Origin of the sequence: Anabaena lutea FACHB-196 (assembly GCF_014698305.1) — a bacterium.
Classification (GTDB): domain Bacteria; phylum Cyanobacteriota; class Cyanobacteriia; order Cyanobacteriales; family Nostocaceae; genus Anabaena; species Anabaena lutea.
In genome coordinates this window covers 120,493-136,185 of sequence record NZ_JACJST010000004.1, presented here as the reverse complement: position 1 = coordinate 136,185, position 15,693 = coordinate 120,493, and the positions used below count along the sequence as shown (strand labels likewise).

Annotated in this window: 15 protein-coding genes and 1 tRNA gene; 10 read left to right on the top strand and 6 right to left on the bottom strand. The window is 38.8% G+C overall.

Annotated elements, in window-relative coordinates:
- Positions 1-100 precede the first annotated feature (100 nt).
- Positions 101-844, top strand: coding sequence for a tetratricopeptide repeat protein (locus tag H6G59_RS06300; RefSeq protein WP_190712531.1), 744 nt, complete (start codon positions 101-103; stop codon positions 842-844).
- Between the two features lie 65 nt (positions 845-909).
- On the top strand, positions 910-1,773 hold the full coding sequence (locus H6G59_RS06295) for an SDR family oxidoreductase (RefSeq protein ID WP_190712529.1): 864 nt from the start codon (positions 910-912) through the stop codon (positions 1,771-1,773).
- A 127-nt stretch (positions 1,774-1,900) separates the two neighbouring features.
- Here the strand turns inward: H6G59_RS06295 and H6G59_RS06290 are convergent, their stop codons facing one another.
- Complete coding sequence (locus H6G59_RS06290; RefSeq protein ID WP_190712527.1) at positions 1,901-2,527, bottom strand: FMN-dependent NADH-azoreductase; 627 nt, start codon at positions 2,525-2,527, stop codon at positions 1,901-1,903.
- Positions 2,528-2,953: 426 nt separating this feature from the next.
- On the opposite strand from H6G59_RS06290, the gene H6G59_RS06285 reads away from it, so the two are divergent.
- On the top strand, positions 2,954-3,355 hold the full coding sequence (locus tag H6G59_RS06285; protein ID WP_190712525.1) for a GxxExxY protein: 402 nt from the start codon (positions 2,954-2,956) through the stop codon (positions 3,353-3,355).
- A 588-nt stretch (positions 3,356-3,943) separates the two neighbouring features.
- On the opposite strand, the gene H6G59_RS06280 is transcribed toward H6G59_RS06285, so the two are convergent.
- Together H6G59_RS06280 and gcvP are read right to left on the bottom strand one after the other, a co-directional pair.
- Complete coding sequence (locus tag H6G59_RS06280) at positions 3,944-4,474, bottom strand: iron uptake porin (protein WP_190712522.1); 531 nt, start codon at positions 4,472-4,474, stop codon at positions 3,944-3,946.
- Positions 4,475-4,786: 312 nt separating this feature from the next.
- Complete coding sequence (gene gcvP / locus H6G59_RS06275) at positions 4,787-7,678, bottom strand: aminomethyl-transferring glycine dehydrogenase (protein WP_190712520.1); 2,892 nt, start codon at positions 7,676-7,678, stop codon at positions 4,787-4,789.
- 590 nt (positions 7,679-8,268) lie between these two features.
- Between gcvP and H6G59_RS06270 the strand changes: the two genes are divergently transcribed.
- Together H6G59_RS06270 and H6G59_RS06265 are read left to right on the top strand one after the other, a co-directional pair.
- A complete protein-coding gene (locus H6G59_RS06270; protein WP_190712518.1) occupies positions 8,269-8,709 on the top strand; it encodes a hypothetical protein in 441 nt (146 codons plus the stop codon).
- Between the two features lie 36 nt (positions 8,710-8,745).
- Positions 8,746-9,297: a hypothetical protein gene (locus H6G59_RS06265; RefSeq protein ID WP_190712516.1), complete on the top strand. Its 552-nt coding sequence runs from the start codon at positions 8,746-8,748 to the stop codon at positions 9,295-9,297.
- Between the two features lie 2 nt (positions 9,298-9,299).
- Here the strand turns inward: H6G59_RS06265 and H6G59_RS06260 are convergent, their stop codons facing one another.
- Together H6G59_RS06260 and ruvB are read right to left on the bottom strand one after the other, a co-directional pair.
- Entirely contained in the window at positions 9,300-9,710 is a 411-nt protein-coding gene (locus H6G59_RS06260) for a thiol-disulfide oxidoreductase DCC family protein (RefSeq protein WP_190712514.1), read from the bottom strand.
- A gap of 628 nt (positions 9,711-10,338) precedes the next feature.
- Positions 10,339-11,460, bottom strand: a complete 1,122-nt coding sequence (gene ruvB, locus H6G59_RS06255; RefSeq protein WP_190712512.1) for a Holliday junction branch migration DNA helicase RuvB — start codon at positions 11,458-11,460, stop codon at positions 10,339-10,341.
- Positions 11,461-11,615: 155 nt separating this feature from the next.
- Between ruvB and hisF the strand changes: the two genes are divergently transcribed.
- The 3 genes from hisF (at position 11,616) to H6G59_RS06240 (ending at position 12,847) form a co-directional block, all read left to right on the top strand.
- Positions 11,616-12,386 (top strand): imidazole glycerol phosphate synthase subunit HisF, encoded by a 771-nt coding sequence (gene hisF / locus H6G59_RS06250; protein WP_190712510.1) that lies wholly within the window; start codon positions 11,616-11,618, stop codon positions 12,384-12,386.
- Between the two features lie 102 nt (positions 12,387-12,488).
- A complete protein-coding gene (locus H6G59_RS06245) occupies positions 12,489-12,680 on the top strand; it encodes a hypothetical protein (protein WP_190712508.1) in 192 nt (63 codons plus the stop codon).
- A 94-nt stretch (positions 12,681-12,774) separates the two neighbouring features.
- Positions 12,775-12,847: transfer RNA gene (locus tag H6G59_RS06240), tRNA-Ala, on the top strand.
- Positions 12,848-13,198: 351 nt separating this feature from the next.
- Here the strand turns inward: H6G59_RS06240 and H6G59_RS06235 are convergent.
- Positions 13,199-13,690 carry a pentapeptide repeat-containing protein gene (locus tag H6G59_RS06235; RefSeq protein ID WP_190712506.1) on the bottom strand — a complete coding sequence of 164 codons (492 nt, stop codon included), beginning with the start codon at positions 13,688-13,690 and terminating at the stop codon, positions 13,199-13,201.
- A gap of 165 nt (positions 13,691-13,855) precedes the next feature.
- Here H6G59_RS06235 and gcvT point away from each other — a divergent pair, with 165 nt between their 5' ends.
- Together gcvT and gcvH are read left to right on the top strand one after the other, a co-directional pair.
- Positions 13,856-14,992, top strand: a complete 1,137-nt coding sequence (gene gcvT / locus H6G59_RS06230) for a glycine cleavage system aminomethyltransferase GcvT (protein ID WP_190712504.1) — start codon at positions 13,856-13,858, stop codon at positions 14,990-14,992.
- Positions 14,993-15,073: 81 nt separating this feature from the next.
- Entirely contained in the window at positions 15,074-15,466 is a 393-nt protein-coding gene (gene gcvH, locus H6G59_RS06225) for a glycine cleavage system protein GcvH (protein ID WP_190712502.1), read from the top strand.
- Positions 15,467-15,693: the final 227 nt, after the last annotated feature.

Genomic DNA, 15,693 nt, shown 5'->3' with positions numbered 1-15,693 from the left:
AATAAAACAAAAGATAATTGATAATACTTTGGTTGATTTTGATACGATTATTGAATATCAAAAAGTCTTAACATCATATTATGAGTTGTGTAGGTGCAACATGGTTGTTTGGCGAGGCTTAATTGCCTGTGGATTTATGAGTTTTTTGACAATTGGCTGTGGTGATTTGGCAATCTCATCAGCTGAAAATACCAAGCAATTTGTACAAGAACGAAATGTCAATCAATTGTTAACAGAAGTACAGGATAGCCAAAAAGCAGAGGATTTGTTAAATCAAGGCAATAGTTTTTTAGATACCAATCGCTACAAAGAAGCCTTGACGTTTTATAATCAAGCGATCGCTATTAAAACCGACAGCGAAGAAACATGGGTTAACAGAGGAAATGCGTTAATTGCTTTGCATCGTTATCAAGAAGCTGTAGAATCTTATGATAAAGCGATCGCACTTCGACCGAATAAAGATGAAGCTTGGTATAATCGGGGAAATGCTTTAACAGCTTTGCGCCGTTACGAAGAAGCAGTTACAGCCTACAATGAAGCGATCGCTATTCACGCAGATAAATCTGAAGCCTGGATTAATCGAGGAATTGCACTCACCAAATTGCAACGCTACAAGGAAGCTTTAGCTTCTTACAACCAAGCAATTACTATTCAGCCAAATTCCCATCAAGCATATTATAACAAAGCTTGTAATTATGCCTTACAAGATAATGTCGAATTAGCACTGGAAAACCTAGAAAAAGCTATTCAATTAGTACCAGAGAAATATCAAAATCTAGCGAAAACCGATGCTGATTTTGATAAGGTACGGAATGAAAAACGCTTTCAGGAATTAATCCAATAGATTATGACTGGTTATCAAAAGCATCTGCATAACCAAAAACTAGATGCTCAGTTTTGTGAGGAAATATGCAAAAACTCCTAATTACTGGTGCTAGTGGTTTTCTAGGGTGGCATCTTTGCCAATTAGCGCAACAAGAATGGGAAGTTTACGGTACATATCATACCCATGTTTTAGCAATACCGAATATCAAAATCGTCAAAGTTAATTTAACCGACTTTCAGGAATTAAAGGGCATATTCAATGATATCAAACCAGATGCAGTAATTCACACAGCCGCACAATCTCAACCGAATTACTGTCAACTTTATCCCCAGGAATCCTATACAATAAACGTGACAACATCTTGTCACATTGCCGGACTTTGTGCAGACAATTCTTTACCTTTAGCTTTTACCTCCAGCGATTTAGTTTTTGATGGTTTAAATCCACCTTATACAGAAATAGATAAAGTCTCACCCGTCAACATTTACGGTGAACAAAAAGTCCAAGCTGAAGTCGGTATATTAAAATTATATCCTCAAGCGGCAATTTGCAGAATGCCGTTAATGTTTGGGAAACAAACACCTACAGCGAAAAGCTTTATTCAGCAATTTATTCAAATATTGCAAGATGGAAAAGAACTAAGTTTATTTATAGATGAATTTCGCACACCAGTTAGTGCAAACACAGCCGCAAAAGGGTTATTGTTAGCATTAGCAAAAGTTAACGGCATAATTCATTTAGGAGGTAAAGAAAGAATTTCCCGTTATGACTTTGGTAAAATATTAGTGGAAGTTTTGCAACTTCCTAGTGATAAATTAAAATCATGTCTTCAGGCAGATGTGAAAATGGCAGCACCTAGACCAAAAGATGTTTCCTTAGATAGTTCAAAAGCCTTTGCTTTAGGTTATCAACCATTATCTGTGAGAGAGGAGTTAGATATTTTATAAAAATAATGAGTAATTTAAGTTTTGTAACGAAGATTCATACCCCCAGAATTCATTAAAAATTCCATCAGTACCAAATTATAAATTTAGGTGTAGAGACATTCCACCGAACGTCTCCATAGATGTTAAATTACCAATTAGTTACAGCTTGAGCGATCGCATTTTTAGCTGCTTCTAGAGATTTTTCCCGCGCTTCATCACCTAAATTTAGGCTATCTGCATGGATAAAAGTAATATCAGTTATGCCAATAAAACCAAAAATGGCACGGATATAGGGTTCTTGCAAATCATAAGCAGCAGCGGGAGTTCCTGGAGGGAAAGTACCACCACGAGAGGTGATAACCAGCAGCTTTTTATCGCTAGGAACTAAACCTGAGATGCTCCCATTCTCACCAATTACAAAGGTGCGGCCAACACGAACAATTTGGTCAATGTAAGCCTTAAAAGTAGATGGTACACTAAGGTTGTACATCGGTACGCCAAGAACGTAACGGTCTGCCTCTAGCAACTCATCAACTAAGCTATCAGAGAGTGAAATTGCTTCAGTTAGTTCCGGTGTGCGTGCGTTGGGTGGTGTAAAAGCAGCAGCAATCCATGACTCGTCTACATGGGGAACAGGATTACGACCTAAATCTCGGTAGGTTATTGTATCTTCAGGATGGGTATCTTTCCAAGAGGTAATGAACTCGTAGGAAAGTGTACGCGAAACCGAACGTTCACCACGTGGACTAGAGTCAATGTGGAGGATATTAGCCATAAATAAAATTCCCCAAAAACTACATCTACAGGCGTTTATCTAATGCTGAAATCGATGTACTAAATCTTACTTTATCGACTTTAAACTATGTCAAGTTACTATGACAAGTAGGCACTTAAAAGTAACTAACTTACTTAAAAGTAACATTTGTCTGAATCAGGATATCCAGGATTAAAAGATTTTCAGGATGTGGTTGTTTGATTGTCTATGAGAAATACAGATTTTGGGATGATTGATAAATGATCTGTTAAATTGTTCGCTGTTATTTCTTGACTATTACTGTAACTGTATTTTATAGTATTCCAATTTTCACAGATAATTCATCAATAACAATCCTGTAAATCCTAAAATCCTGGATATCCTGATTCAGACAATTAAAATTTCAGCATCCCATCAATAACTTACAAATTACCATCCTGCACATCTATGAACACACCCAATACCCCAAATCTAAAATTAGACGAAATTACATATATAATTAATGGATGTGCAATGAAAATACACCGAACTTTAGGAAATGGTTTTCAGGAAGTTATTTATCAAAGATGTATGGAAATTGAACTCAAAAAATCAGGTTTAAGTTTTAGAAGAGAGGTAGAACAACCAATTTATTATGAGGGAATTGAGATAGGAACACGAAGGGCAGATTTTATAGTTGAAAATCAGGTTGTGGTGGAGTTGAAAGCGGTTATTTCTTTGGAAGATGTTCATTTAGCGCAAGCGAAAAATTATTTGGTAGCTTATAATTTTCCTGTTGGTTTATTGATTAATTTTGGTTCGTTAAAGTTGGAATATAAGAAGGTTTTTAATCCTAGATATCAGGTTTAATTTGTCTGAATCAGGATAACCGGGATTTTAGGATTTACAGGATGTTGTTGTTTATTTGAAGTGGGGATTTTGAGGATATTTTGTCTGAATCAGGATAACCAGGATTTAAGGATTTTCAGGATGTTGTTGTTTTATTGTCTATGAGAAGTACAGATTTTAGGATGTTAGATAATAAATTATCCGTTAAATTATTTGTTGTTATTTGTTGACTGTTGGTGTAACTGTATTTTATAATATCTCAATATTCACAGACAATTCATCAATAACAATCTGTCTGAATCAGGATAACCAGGATTAGAGGATGTACAGGATGTAATTTTTTTATTGTTTAGGAAAAATGGCAATTTTTGGATGATAGATAATATACTGTGATTGTAATTATCATTTTTCCATCTTCACAGATAATTCATCAATAACAATCCTGAAAATCCTAAAATCCTGGACATCCTGATTCAGACAATTACAATTTCAGCATCCCACCAACAACTTACAAATCACAATCCTGTAAATCCTAAAATCCTGGACATCCTGATTCTGACAACTAAAATGGTGCGTTACATTTCATTAACGCACCCTACAAACTTCTAGTTAATTCTCTACCGGTGGACGTATTATAGCTAATTCAGCAGAAAAGTCTTCTTGGAATTTTTTCAAGGTCTCTATATCTGACTTTGATATTAAATCAGCAGGTGCGGTGCTTGCAAGCTCGTTAATTCTGTCTATGCAAGAACTTAAAAGGGCAGCAAATTGATAACGAGTTAAACCCCGAGTACCGTCGCCAAATGAACCATTGGGATCAGGATCAATGCAGCCATATCTGTTAACTAACCCTTTTAATGCTTCATAAGCCCAGTCTGTATTTTGAACATCGTTTACTTGTGTTACTTGTGCTATTAATGAATCTGTCTGTGTTGTGTCTTGGATGGCTAAAGGGGTGACTGTTTCAGCCGTTAATGTTTGTTGAGGAACATCCGCAGACTTGATATTTTGATGATTAGCTGTGTCATTACCTAAACTAGCAAAACCTTCGTTAAACCCATTTACAGCTTTTGCAGGTAATGTCAAAGATAATAAATACATTATACTTGTGCTGCAAATAGTAGCTATTTTTACTTTCATAATCACTCCTCATCTACTGGCTAATAAACTTTTAATTTATAAATATACCCTAGATTGTGTTGTTTGTATACAAGTAGGTGAACAAAACCAATCTGTGTAAACAAAAGTAAAATCGCCCCAAGCAATTCGGAGTAATTCATGAATTAATTACTCCCACCCTATTCTTGCGTTTTTGATGATTCTTGGCGGAAGGTAGCTAATTTAACTGTTAACTAATAAAAGAAGTCCGTAGGGTGCGTTAGCCTCAGCGTAACGCACCTTATTCACAATCAAAAAGGTGCGTTACATTTCATTAACGCACCCTACAATTAACTAACTATAAGCCTCCATCGGTAAACAAGAACAAACAAAATTCCTATCCCCAAAAGCCGCGTCAATTCTCCCCACACTTGGCCAGAACTTATATTCCTTATTCCAAGGTGCAGGATAAGCAGCTTGTTCACGGGAATAGGGATGATTCCATTCACCAACAATCAAACTTTCCGCAGTGTGAGGCGCATTTTTCAAGACATTATCTTGAATATCCATTTTACCAGATTCAATTGCCGCAACTTCCTCACGAATTGCAATCAAAGCATCACAAAATCTATCTAATTCCTGTTTAGATTCGCTTTCCGTTGGTTCAACCATAATTGTACCAGCCACAGGCCAAGATACAGTAGGTGCATGGAAACCATAATCCATTAACCGCTTCGCAACATCATCAATTTCAATCTGCGCTGATTTTTTCAAACTTCGCAAATCTAAAATACATTCATGTGCCACTAAACCATTTTTTCCCTGATACAAAACGGGATAATAAGACTCTAATTTCTTAGCGATATAATTAGCATTAAGAATTGCAATTTTGGTGGCTTGTGTTAACCCATCTGCACCCATCATGATAATATACATCCAAGAAATTACTAAGATACTTGCACTACCCCAAGGTGCAGCAGAAACAGCACCCAATTCACCACCCATTCTCACCACAGAATGTCCTGGTAAAAACGGTACAAGGTGGGAAGCAACACCAATAGGCCCCATTCCCGGACCACCACCACCATGAGGAATACAGAAGGTTTTGTGTAAATTCAAATGACAGACATCTGCACCAATATCACCAGGACGACAAATTCCCACTTGGGCATTCATATTAGCCCCATCCATGTAAACTTGTCCACCGTGAGCATGAACAATAGCGCAGATATCCTGAATTGCTTCTTCAAATACACCATGAGTTGATGGATATGTCACCATTAAAGCTGCTAATTCATGGCTATGTTTTTCAGCTTTCGCTTTTAAATCATCAACATCAATATTACCTTGATCATCACACCCAACTCCCACAACTTGCATCCCACACATTACTGCACTTGCGGGATTTGTTCCATGTGCAGATTGAGGAATTAAACAAATATTCCGATATCCTTCTCCACGACTTTGATGATATTCATGAATGACTAAAAGTCCTGAATATTCACCTTGGGAACCTGCATTTGGTTGTAAAGAAATACCCGCAAAACCAGTAATTTCTCCTAACCAGGCTTCCAGTTGTTGGAAGAGGATTTGATAACCTCTCGTTTGCGAAATTGGTGCAAAAGGATGTATTTTTCCAAATTCTGCCCAAGTTACAGGAATCATTTCCGAAGTTGCATTTAACTTCATCGTACAGGAACCCAAGGGAATCATTGATGTGGTTAATGATAAATCCTTAGTTTCTAGTTGATGTAAATAACGTAATAACTCAGTTTCTGAATGATAACGGTTGAAAACTGGATGAGTGAGATATTTACTTTCACGTGAGAATTGGTAATTGGTAATTGTTACTTCTTCTACAGTAAAAGGTAATTGATCTTTCAGAGCAAAAATTTGCCAAAGTTCGATTAAATCTGATTCTGTGGTAGTTTCATCTAAAGAAATACCAACAGTTGCATTATCAAAAATGCGTAAGTTGATATTTCTCTCATTTGCAGCATCAAGAATTGCTTCTAATCTAGTATTTCCTAATTCTACCCGCAAGGTATCAAAGAAGTTTTCAGAAGTGATTTTGTAACCGAGCTTTTTCAGTCCATTTGCTAAAGTTGCGGTTAACTGGTGAATATTTTGAGCAATTTCTTTAAGACCATCTGGGCCATGATAAACTGCATACATACTCGCCATTACTGCCAATAATACCTGTGCCGTGCAAATATTACTGGTGGCTTTATCTCTGCGAATGTGTTGTTCACGGGTTTGTAAAGCTAAACGATATGCAGGTTTACCATGAACATCTTTTGATACACCTACAATTCGCCCTGGAACTAGCCGTTTATACTCTTCCTTCGTGGCAAAATAAGCAGCGTGTGGTCCCCCAAAGCCTAAAGGAATACCGAACCGCTGTGTGCTGCCTACAGCAATATCAGCCCCGAATTCACCAGGGGGTGTAAGTAATGTTAAGCTTAGAGGATCAGCAGCAACAGTCACCAATGCACCCTGAGTATGGGACTTTTCTATAAAATTACGGTAGTCGTAAATCGTACCATCACTAGCGGGATACTGAAGAATTGCCCCAAAAATCGGTTCTGCAAAATCAAAGGTTTGATGATCTGCGATAATGATATTTATCCCTAAAGGTTTGGCTCTAGTTTGCAATACATCAATGGTTTGGGGATGACATTCATGGGAGACAAAAAAGCTATTTGCTTTATTTTTGCAAATACCATAACTCATACTCATGGCTTCTGCTGCTGCTGTCGCTTCATCAAGCAAAGAAGCGTTAGCAATTTCTAAACCAGTCAAGTCAATAATCATGGTTTGGAAATTTAGCAATGCTTCCAAACGTCCTTGGGCAATTTCTGGTTGATAAGGGGTGTAAGCTGTATACCAACCGGGGTTTTCTAAGATGTTGCGTTGAATGACTGCGGGGGTGATACAGTCGTAATACCCCATGCCGATGAATGAGCGATAAACTTGATTTTTATCAGCTATCTGTTTTAATTTGGCTAGTGCAGCATATTCGCTTTGTGCTGCTGGTAATTGTAGAGTTTGATTAAAACGAATTGCTTGTGGTACTGTTTGATCAATTAGGGCATCTAGGCTAGAAAACCCTAATACTTCTAGCATTTGCTGAAGCTCATCAGCGTTAATACCAATGTGTCTTTGTGTAAATTTATTCAATTCCTGACTATCTGTAGCCAAAATCTTGTTATCACTAGGTTGAGTACGAGGGGGATTAGCTACCACAAATTGCTCTCCAAAGACTTCTATTTTAATATATTGTAATGATTACCTGATAGCTTGGCTATGCAGGCAAAACCCCCTTCAAATATTATCTCCGGTTAAAGAGGAACCGCAGGGGGAAAGAAATTTACTAGATATTGACACGAACCTAGGGATTATAACTAATATCCAGTCCGGCTAATTGCTTATCAAAAAAACTCTTCGCGTAATAGCGTCTCCGTGCGGTTCCCTAATGATAAGTCTTTAACCAGATATAGGAATCATAAATGATATCTGATAGCTTGCGTGGCGTAGCCATAAAATTTTAAGTCTTGTAGGGTGGGCATTGCCCACCGCTGCAATGGTTTGTAAGGCATAGCCCTACCTACGTATATTTCAAAAATCAAATATTATTCCTATATGATATTAGGTACAGCAAGAAAGATTTAACCGCATAAATAATTTGAGTAGTACCATTCATTCCTAATCATAGAACTTCTATGTCAAGAATTATTGCAGCAGGTTGGTAAAAGCGCTGATTAAATGAACTACCTCAACTTGTTTCTCTATGATGGAGAAAAGCAAAAGCCTCTGAATATAAGAGCAGGATAACTATGGCTGTGAGTAATCGCCAGAAAATCATTATACTGTGGACAGTCTTTTTGCTAGGCATTCTGTTTCATACCCAGCTTGGTTTAATGCCGCTGTTTCACAACCAAAATATTGCTACTGCTGACACTCATGGAACAGGAAGTATTGCCTGGATTCTGTGGTTAATGCTGGGCTTTTTTGCTGTGCCTATGATTATCATGATTGCTACTCTCTTCAGCGACTCAAACCGTTATCGAAAGCTTCAGTTTGGCGTTACAGTTTTCTATTCAGTGATGAATTTTTCCCATCTAGTTGCTGATTTGTTGGTAAAACCTATCGCTTGGTATCAAATCGCTTTGATGGTTTTGTTATTTATGATTGGTCTTTTACTCAATCTGGTTTCTTTTCAATGGATGAAAGAACAGGCAAATAACAAATTAACACGGGAGCATCAGCTGAATTGAGGAAAATTGATCACCGATAAATTTTTAGAGGAAACCATGAATCAAAGTTTAGCCGTTATATTGGGAGAACTACAAGCACAGATATATTGGTTACATGATGCTGAGGAGTTTACAGAATTAGCATTAGCAGCCACTGGTATCTATATGAAACTGGGTTATAGTGAAAAACAAGCGGAATCCGCAGGTCAGTTAATTAGTGAAGCATATCAATTAGCTGATGATGCCGATTTAGCTTATAAGGCAGGTAATTTTCATCAAGAAATGCAGTATTATGATCAAGTTAAAAATAAATTAACTGAAGTAGAAACTATATTAAATTATCAGCATAGTATCGCTATCCATCAAATGCAATGGTGGCTGCATTTTCGGCATAAACAAAAATTACAAATTATTCAACATCTATTTTTACAACATTTTAAAGCTGTGGGGTTTATTCATTTATTTACAGCTATTAAACTTACATATTTTTTGATGGAAATAGGCAGGGTTCACAAACAGCGCGATATAGAAACAACTAAATACAATGCTATAAAATACTGGGTGGAATTATTGAAAATTAAACCGTCACAGTATCCTTATCTTGGTTAAACTTAGTGCTGTTTATTTCCCGCGTTGCAACTCCCATCAACACAATAAACAGATTGATAAGTATCACGTTTACCAAATAGAGTATAACGATTATCGCGGATTTGTTCATAGAATTTATCTCCCAGCCATTTCATACCGGGTAAACCACGATAAATATCTACAAAACCCGCAGTAGGTAACAAGCGTCCAATTTCTTCAATTGCGTTGCTACCCTGCCAACGTTGTGAAAGATTTTCATTAATTAAAATCATTCCCTGCTCACAATCTTGGGCGGTAATTCCCCATTTAGCCAATGTTTGCTCATCTTGCATGGGAACATAATTAAATAATTTTCCCTGATCTAGAGTTTCTAATAAACGGACTGAATTAACACAAAGATTACACTGTCCATCATAAATTACGTAGTATTTCATTTTCTTTTCAGAATCCGTGAATTGTTAACATACAGCAGAATTCAGGAGACGCTTCGCAGACCTCCGGTTCAGGAGACGCTTCGCAGACCTCCGGTTCAGGAGACGCTTCGCAGACCTCCGGTTCAGGAGTAAAAATGGTTTGGTGTCTAGGTTTCAATTTAGATTCTGTACCTCATTGATCTGCAATCTGCTGTAAGTAAAATATAGCAATCTGATTTGATTTGTAAATCTACTCATTTAAGCAGGGAACAGGGAAGAAAGAAGGTAGTAAGGTTGCCTATAATGTCATGATTAGAAACGCGTGTGGAACCATCCTTGAGGGGTTTTTGAAACCAACCCTCACCGATTGGGTTAAATCGGCTTGTATTTTGCAGTGGTTTTCTCTAATCGCTCCACCAGATTTGCACAATTACTTTGTAATATACTTACAACCCTATTAACTCGGCTAACAACGAAATCCCCCCAGTGTAAAATACTAGAGGGATTTTCAACATATAGTAGCGGGAGACTGTGATATTCGGCCTGGTAATATTGCTCGCAACTTTAGTTTCAAGTCCAGGACTTGTCTCCGCGTCTCCGCGTCCCCCTGTCTCCGCGTCTTCCTATCTCCGCGTCCCCGTGTCCCCGCTCACAGTAGTGATAATTGCTCATTAGGCGGTTTAAATCCCATGTGCTTATATGCTGCTGTCGTGGCGACTCTACCGCGAGGAGTGCGGCTTAAATAGCCAATTTGCATTAAATACGGTTCATAAACTTCTTCAATGGTTTGGGTGTCTTCTCCAGTTGCAGCAGCAATGGTTTCTAATCCTACTGGACCACCATTAAAGTTTTCAATGATTACAGTTAACATTTTTCTATCTGTCCAATCTAAACCACAAGGGTCTACTTGAAATAGTTGCAATGCTTCAGCCGCAATGCTTGCTGTAATTTCTCCTGATAATTTAACTTCAGCATAATCACGTACACGTTTTAGTAATCTATTCGCGATTCTGGGAGTTCCCCGTGAACGTTTGGCAATTTCGTTAGCACCATCTAAGTTGACCGGGGTTTGTAATAACTCAGCAGTGCGGAGGACAATTTGACTGAGTTCGTCAACTTCATAAAATCGCAGTTTTTGAATTAAGCCAAAGCGATCGCGCAAAGGTGAAGTTAGCGCACCTACACGTGTTGTTGCACCCACCAAAGTAAACTTAACCAGGGGTATACTTCTAATCCTGGCACCAGAACCCTTACCCACAGTAATATCTAAGCGATAATCTTCCATCGCTGGATAGAGAATTTCTTCTGTCATCCGCGAAAGCCGATGAATTTCATCAATAAACAGCACATCTCCGGCTTTGAGATTTACCAGCAACCCGACTATATCCCGTGGACGTTCTAAAGCTGGGGCGCTGGTAATTTTGCAATTTACTCCCATTTCTGATGCTAGAATCATCGCCATTGTGGTTTTACCCAAACCAGGTGGACCATACAGCAGCAGGTGATCCAATACTTCAGCCCTAGACTTAGCAGCTTTAATGGCAATTTCTAAAACATCCTTTAAGTCTTTTTGGCCAATGTAATCAGCAAATCGCTGGGGTCGAATACTCTCTTCTTGCTTCCCTTCTTCATCAATAGCTGCTTCTGAAAGCAAAAGATTCTCTTCTGAGGGGGCTTTGTTTTGACTAGAACGTGCTTTTGTTGATTCCCTCTGCTGCTTTGGTTGTCCGTTGGGTTCTTGTCCGCTTTTTTTCGAGGAGATTATCGCCATAATTCAGCTATTGGGGATTTGAGATTTTAGACTTCGGATTGGAGATGGGAACCATTACTTCTTCATATCGTATCGGCTCAAAAATTTTCGGTTAGAAATACGCAAGGCAATTTAGAATTTAAATTCCGGCAATTACCTGGAGAACGAAAGTCATTATGTTATCTAAAAGAATTTTACCTTGCTTGGATGTCAAGGCGGGACGGGTTGTTAAAGGAGTTAACTTTATTGATCTTAAGGATGCAGGTGATCCCGTAGAACTGGCCAAGGTTTATAACGAAGCTGGGGCTGATGAGTTAGTGTTTCTGGATATTACGGCGACTCATGAAGACCGGGATACAATTATTGATGTGGTTTACCGAACTGCTGAACAGGTCTTTATTCCCTTAACTGTGGGTGGTGGTATCCAAACCTTAGAAAATGTTAAAGGTTTGTTACGAGCTGGGGCTGACAAAGTTAGTATTAATTCTGCGGCAGTCCGCGACCCAGACTTGATCAATCGGGCAAGCGATCGCTTTGGGAATCAATGCATAGTTGTTGCTATTGATGCTAGGCGCAGAGTTGACCCCACTAATCCTGGGTGGGATGTGTACGTTCGTGGTGGCAGAGAAAATACAGGTAAAGATGCCTTACTGTGGGCGCAAGAAGTTGTAAAGCGGGGGGCAGGTGAATTGTTAGTTACGAGTATGGATGCCGATGGCACTCAAGCCGGTTATGACCTAGAGTTAACGCGAGCGATCGCTCAAGCTGTAGAAGTTCCCGTTATTGCTTCTGGTGGTGCTGGCAATTGTGAACACATCCATGAGGCTTTGACAGCAGGTAAAGCCGAAGCGGCATTATTGGCATCTTTGTTACATTTTGGCCAATTAAGCGTCGCCCAAATCAAAAATTATTTACGCGATCGCTCTGTTTCTGTACGATTACCTTGATCAGGAAAGGGATAGGAATCAACCACATCTACCCAAGGTTAGACACAGTTTGCCAAAAGAGTGTTAATATAAATTTACAAGTATGAAGTAATATTAAGAAATATGTTGATTCCTATTTTAATTTTTGATGTAGCGCTGGTAGCCTGGTCGCTACACCTGATGGAAAAGGCTGTTGAACACAAAGAATTTTCTTTGATGTTAGCTGGTACATTGGTCGCCGTAGCGGCAGCGGCTATGTTAGTAGTGTATTTTCTCATGGGGCATTGTATGAGCTATTTGCTGCAAATTTCTTAACAAGTGCTGAAGATGACACATAAAAGTTCATATTTAATCAATACACACTTGACAAAATACTAATCATTAAGGCATTATAAAAAATGCAATTAACGGGGTTATAGCTCAGTTGGTAGAGCGCTTGAATGGCATTCAAGAGGTCAGGGGTTCGATTCCCCTTAGCTCCATCTAGATACTTCTAAATAAAAGAATATCCTATCGCTTTTAGGGCAGAGGAGCAGGGAGTAGGTCGCGGAGGGAGAAAAAGTCGTTTCGACGCGGTGAAATTGGATAATTTATTTTTAGGAGTCCTCTTAGAGGATGTCTGAGAAGTATCAGAATTGATCAAGATCCCCCCTCACCCCCCTTTCCCAGGGGGGATAAATTACTCAAAGTCCTCCTTTTTAAGGAGGATTTAGGAGGATCTACAAGTGTTAGATACCACACGAAAAAGTTTTCAGATATCCTCTTAGAGAACCATTAAAGTCATCTAAGTTCCCCCGCTGTTTTGTGAGGGGGAAACTTAAAAGTATGGGATTCTACTTACATCCTAAAGACTCACGAGTGTCTACACCAGTTTTCGAGTTAACACCACTGGCTTTTGTACAGAGTTTTTTCACCTGTGTCATATCTAAAATGGCATTGCTAAAATCAGCCCCAGTGATATCAATATCATCAAAAGTTGAACGTAGCATCATGGCATCTGTAAATACCGCATCACTAAAATCAGCGTTTTTAAACCTTGATAGATAAGCAATCCCTTGACTAAAATCGACTCCATGCAGATTTACACCTTCTAACAAAGCACCGTTAAACACCACACCGCGTAAATCAGCATTGCTAAAGTTAGTCTTCTCTAACTTCACGCTAGTAAACTCAGTCCCGACTAAACTTTGACCAGAATAGTCCTTTCCAGCGTCTCCCTTGTTAATCAGAGAACTAGTTACACTAGAAGAACTTGCGGCTTGTGCTGATAGAGGAAACACAAACAGCACCACAGCTAAAACAAAACTAGCGAATAACTTCATCATCTTTGCTTAATAAATCTCAACAATTGCACTATTAATTATTAAACAGTACTAAGGAAGGACTGAAGAAAGTCTGCTAAATTAGAAACCATCTCGTAGGATAGATAGATGTTGAGGTGCGATGCCTACGGCAAGCGTACCCGCTATCGCACGCAAAACTAACTACCTGTGACTAATCAAGAAAATATCACCGAATTTCTAGCGCGAACCCCTTTATATTCAACGGGTGTAGAACTCAAAGCCCGCTTTACTAGCTTTGGTGGCTGGGAAATGCCCGTACAATATAGCGGTATTACCCAAGAACACCAAGCTGTCAGAAACACCGCTGGGATGTTCGATATTTCCCACATGGGCAAATTTACCCTCCAAGGGAAAAACCTGATATCTCAGCTGCAAAATTTAGTTCCCTCAGATTTGAGTCGTCTGCAACCAGGTCAAGCACAATACACAGTATTGTTAAATCCCCAAGGCGGAATTATTGACGATATCATTATTTACTACCAAGGTACAGATAACATTGGTATTGAAAAATTAGTAATTATCGTCAATGCCTCAACTACTGATAAAGACAAAAGCTGGATCTTGAAACATCTGGATACTGATACAATTGAATTTCAAGATCTCTCACGGGATAAAGTCTTAATTGCAGTTCAAGGCCCAACAGCTACTAACCAACTTCAATCTTTGGTGACAGCAGACTTATCTCCAATTAAAGCCTTTGGGCATTTAGAAACAACCATCTTTGGAGAACCCGCATTCCTAGCCCGCACAGGCTATACTGGCGAAGATGGCTTTGAAGTCATGGTAGATCCCGAAGTAGGGATAAAATTATGGCAAAGTCTATATAATATTGGTATCGTACCCTGTGGGCTTGGTTGTCGAGATACTCTCCGTCTCGAAGCAGCGATGGCGCTTTATGGGCAAGATATTGACGATACCACCACACCCTTAGAGGCTGGTTTGAGATGGTTAGTTCATTTAGATACCAAAGGCAATTTTATTGGGCGTACTGTTTTAGAACAGCAAAAAACTAAGGGAGTGCAGCGTAAACTTGTAGGTTTACAAACCCAAGCCCGCAACATTGCCCGTCACGGCTACCCAGTATTATCATCAGGGCAAGTAGTAGGAGAAGTATCTAGTGGTACTCTCTCACCCACACTAGGCTATCCCATAGCCTTAGCTTACGTTCCCACCCATTTAGCAACTGTCAAACAGCAGCTAGAAGTGGAAATTCGCGGTAAAGCTTTTCCCACAGTAGTTGTGAAGCGTCCATTTTATCGCTCAAAAAATCGTCTCACGAACTGATAAACTGTGATGTTTTTGAGGAATAATGTACTTTAGGTTACTGTGATAACACTAATTTTTTAATGTGGAAGAGGAAGTAGTATGTCTTTGGAATATCCGCAGGATTTGCGATATCTAGATTCTCATGAATATGCACGGTTAGATGGCGAAATCGCCACTATTGGTATTACTCAGTATGCCCTAAACCAATTGGGTGATATTGTATTTTTAGATTTACTAGAGATTGGTGATGCTGTGTCTAAGGGAGATAGCCTTGGTACTATTGAGTCAGTAAAAGCAGTTGAAACACTGAATTCACCAATTTCTGGTACAGTAGTAGAACGTAATCAGGAATTGATTGACTCCCCCGAAGACATAGCAGATGACCCCTATGGTGAAGGCTGGTTCCTGAAACTGCGTGTCAATGACCCAGGAGAAGTTTTTGAAGATTCCTTGACGGCAGATGAATATAGTGCTTTGGTAGAAGGCGTGTAAATCATTCAAAATTCACCAAATCTAAAATGTAAAGATTTTTCAGAAAATGTCTTTACATTTTAGAACTTGAGGTTCATGTTTCTCCAGATTACTTTGGTTTTCAGTCTTAAAGGGTATTGTGAACTCAAGCATATTATTTAATATTTTGGTGGAGTTGACAGATTATTTGTGCCGTAGATACCCGCATTTTTAGATATTTACAATTACTCCGAAAATATCCAATTTTT

Excerpts from the sequence above, each read along its gene's own strand:
- H6G59_RS06290 (WP_190712527.1), bottom strand. The coding sequence starts at position 2,527 with ATGGCTAATATCCTCCACATTGACTCTAGTCCACGTGGTGAACGTTCG.
- H6G59_RS06260 (WP_190712514.1), bottom strand. The coding sequence starts at position 9,710 with ATGAAATACTACGTAATTTATGATGGACAGTGTAATCTTTGTGTTAAT.
- gcvH (WP_190712502.1), top strand. The coding sequence starts at position 15,074 with ATGTCTTTGGAATATCCGCAGGATTTGCGATATCTAGATTCTCATGAA.
- H6G59_RS06295 (WP_190712529.1), top strand. The coding sequence starts at position 910 with ATGCAAAAACTCCTAATTACTGGTGCTAGTGGTTTTCTAGGGTGGCAT.
- H6G59_RS06245 (WP_190712508.1), top strand. The coding sequence starts at position 12,489 with ATGTTGATTCCTATTTTAATTTTTGATGTAGCGCTGGTAGCCTGGTCG.
- H6G59_RS06300 (WP_190712531.1), top strand. The coding sequence starts at position 101 with ATGGTTGTTTGGCGAGGCTTAATTGCCTGTGGATTTATGAGTTTTTTG.
- ruvB (WP_190712512.1), bottom strand. The coding sequence starts at position 11,460 with ATGGCGATAATCTCCTCGAAAAAAAGCGGACAAGAACCCAACGGACAA.
- H6G59_RS06270 (WP_190712518.1), top strand. The coding sequence starts at position 8,269 with ATGGCTGTGAGTAATCGCCAGAAAATCATTATACTGTGGACAGTCTTT.
- H6G59_RS06235 (WP_190712506.1), bottom strand. The coding sequence starts at position 13,690 with ATGATGAAGTTATTCGCTAGTTTTGTTTTAGCTGTGGTGCTGTTTGTG.
- H6G59_RS06280 (WP_190712522.1), bottom strand. The coding sequence starts at position 4,474 with ATGAAAGTAAAAATAGCTACTATTTGCAGCACAAGTATAATGTATTTA.
- H6G59_RS06265 (WP_190712516.1), top strand. The coding sequence starts at position 8,746 with ATGAATCAAAGTTTAGCCGTTATATTGGGAGAACTACAAGCACAGATA.
- H6G59_RS06285 (WP_190712525.1), top strand. The coding sequence starts at position 2,954 with ATGAACACACCCAATACCCCAAATCTAAAATTAGACGAAATTACATAT.
- hisF (WP_190712510.1), top strand. The coding sequence starts at position 11,616 with ATGTTATCTAAAAGAATTTTACCTTGCTTGGATGTCAAGGCGGGACGG.